This is a genomic window from Parabacteroides sp. AM17-47 (genome assembly GCF_003434625.1).
Lineage (GTDB): Bacteria > Bacteroidota > Bacteroidia > Bacteroidales > Tannerellaceae > Parabacteroides > Parabacteroides distasonis.
In genome coordinates, this window is sequence record NZ_QTLI01000057.1 from 1 (window position 1) to 2,095 (window position 2,095).

Below are 2,095 nucleotides of genomic sequence, written 5' to 3' on the forward strand. Positions count from 1 at the left end.
TTTTGGTTTGGATAACTTTTACTCGCCACGCTTGCCTACAATGTCGGTCCATATCGACTTTTGGGTAGCGGAAAGATTCCCAAAAGCACGCTGATCCGAAAGTTGGAGGCGGGCGACAGGAACATCTATAGGGAGTATATCGCTTTCTGCAACTACAAGGGGAAACGGCACGCCATGCTGCTCAAACGGAGAAAGGCGGAGTTTGCACTGTTGTATGTACCATAAATAATAAGTACCTGACAAAAGAAAATCCGATGAAGCCGCAACTTCATCGGATTTTCTAATATATTGCTGCTATCAGATAGTTTGAGATGGCAGTTCTTTTATATGAACTACATTATATTCTTTGCCTTTCTTTATGTCAGTTATCTCAAATTTTGTTCCTCTTTCAAATTCCACTTGATATTCAGGATACGGACAATCCTCTCCATGATTATATATTTTATATATTTCATGAGCTTTTGTTTGACCTTCCGGTAAAGGCTCAATTATCCATTTTATAGAATGAGCATTATCAAAATCATCTATTGATGTCGTAAAAAAGCCATTTACGGTAAAAATATCTCCAATCCTATTATTACCACGCATAAAACCATCATTGGCATATAACACAGGGTGAGTATTTTTAGGAGCTTTTCTTAATGCACTATCTAAGTTTTGGATTAAAACTTCTGTTAAGGCATTCAATTTACGCCTATTATACAGAGGTTCTTGTATGAACCGAGAACTACCAAAGCCTTCAAGGATGACGATACTTAATGCTTCTAAATCAGTCAAATTATATTCTTTATAATGTATTTTATTGACCTCTTTCAGATGTTGCATCGCTTTTATATGAGAATTCAACAACTCAACATCTCCTCCTCGTTTATATGCAGATGGATTGTGCTGATATATTGTTTCTACAATTAGTTGTAAATCTTCTATATTCATATTAATATACAAAAAAATAACAATGCAAAATTAGCCTTTTATGGCTAATTTTACATATTCAAATAAGAATTTTATCGAAGATTGGAACAAAGGTTTCTTTGCTACTTTCTTTGTCCGCCATCATGCTCACTGAAAGAAAGTAGGCGGCTTTCGCCGCCCATCGTTCAAAAACGGGTGTAAAGCCCCGTCACCATCGTGAACATTTCCTCCAGCATATCGCAATATATCCCCTCGTGCGTTTCTATGTCTTTCGTCTTGCACTCGAATGTCTTTTTGCTGAACGTCCTGCGGTAGAAGCGCATATTGTAGAGGTCTGCCCCTGCATCATAGATGATGTCAAGGCGGTTGGCACTCGTCTTGTTCCTCGCAAGGCTCATGCGTAAGCCGTTGCCCATGTCTATGAAGTCTTTGCTTCCCGTCATGGTGGCAAAGCGTCTGCCACCTATCTGCTCCAAAATTGTCTTCGCTATCATATTCGTTGTATTTTAGGCGTTATGTTGTGGCGGTGCGGACACCGCCACAACGTTCAAAATTCAGTTTTCTCGGCTATGGGTGTGCATCTTTCCAGCCACTCTTTCAGCCACTCCATGTTATACTCGCTCGTTATGACTGCCGTATGGCTGTCAATGGCAGTAAACCTGCTACTTTCATAGTTGTCTATCCACCCCTTCAGGGTATCAACTCCCCATGCTTCGGCATCATCAAACATTCCGTCCAATGCCTTGATTGGCTCGCTGAACTTGACTATCAGCGTTTGGTAGGCAACTTCGTTCATCGCTTGTCCTCCTTTCTTTCCTTTGCCGTCAGCCACTTGTCCCGTGCGGCTCGGCACTCGTCTAACGTGGGTTTCACACAAGAGAACAATTCCCCGTCCGTGTGGCGGTAGTCGTATTGCATAAGTGTCCGCTTACGTCTGCCGATACCCGTTTGGGACTTCTCGTATTTCTCTGTCCCTGCTTGCGTGCAGGTGCTTACTCCGTTGATGGTCATCCGTGTACTCATAATCGTTATTTTTAGATGGTTAGAAATGTACTGACAACACTCTGTTCTGCATCACTATTTCGGGGTTACTCGTATAGCGTTGGTGCAGGTAGAAATGATGTGAGCCGAAGCCGTAATAAAAGAACTTGTCAAGTTCGTGTTTCTCGGCAAAGTCCTTGAC

At 41.9% G+C, this 2,095-nt stretch carries 4 protein-coding genes and 1 pseudogene; 1 reads left to right on the top strand and 4 read right to left on the bottom strand.

Features of this window, described 5'->3' with window-relative positions:
- Positions 1-15: 15 nt before the first annotated feature.
- A pseudogene (locus DW205_RS21910) lies at positions 16-225 on the top strand (lysozyme); the annotation flags it as partial.
- A 72-nt stretch (positions 226-297) separates the two neighbouring features.
- Here DW205_RS21910 and DW205_RS21915 read toward each other — a convergent pair.
- From DW205_RS21915 to DW205_RS21930, 4 genes are all read right to left on the bottom strand, one after another.
- On the bottom strand, positions 298-933 hold the full coding sequence (locus DW205_RS21915; protein ID WP_008778212.1) for a hypothetical protein: 636 nt from the start codon (positions 931-933) through the stop codon (positions 298-300).
- A gap of 164 nt (positions 934-1,097) precedes the next feature.
- Positions 1,098-1,406 carry a hypothetical protein gene (locus DW205_RS21920; RefSeq protein WP_008645916.1) on the bottom strand — a complete coding sequence of 103 codons (309 nt, stop codon included), beginning with the start codon at positions 1,404-1,406 and terminating at the stop codon, positions 1,098-1,100.
- Between the two features lie 53 nt (positions 1,407-1,459).
- On the bottom strand, positions 1,460-1,765 hold the full coding sequence (locus DW205_RS21925) for a hypothetical protein (RefSeq protein WP_032567514.1): 306 nt from the start codon (positions 1,763-1,765) through the stop codon (positions 1,460-1,462).
- Positions 1,705-1,935 (bottom strand): DUF3873 domain-containing protein, encoded by a 231-nt coding sequence (locus DW205_RS21930; protein WP_008645914.1) that lies wholly within the window; start codon positions 1,933-1,935, stop codon positions 1,705-1,707. The genes DW205_RS21925 and DW205_RS21930 overlap by 61 nt, the downstream gene beginning before the upstream one ends.
- Positions 1,936-2,095: the final 160 nt, after the last annotated feature.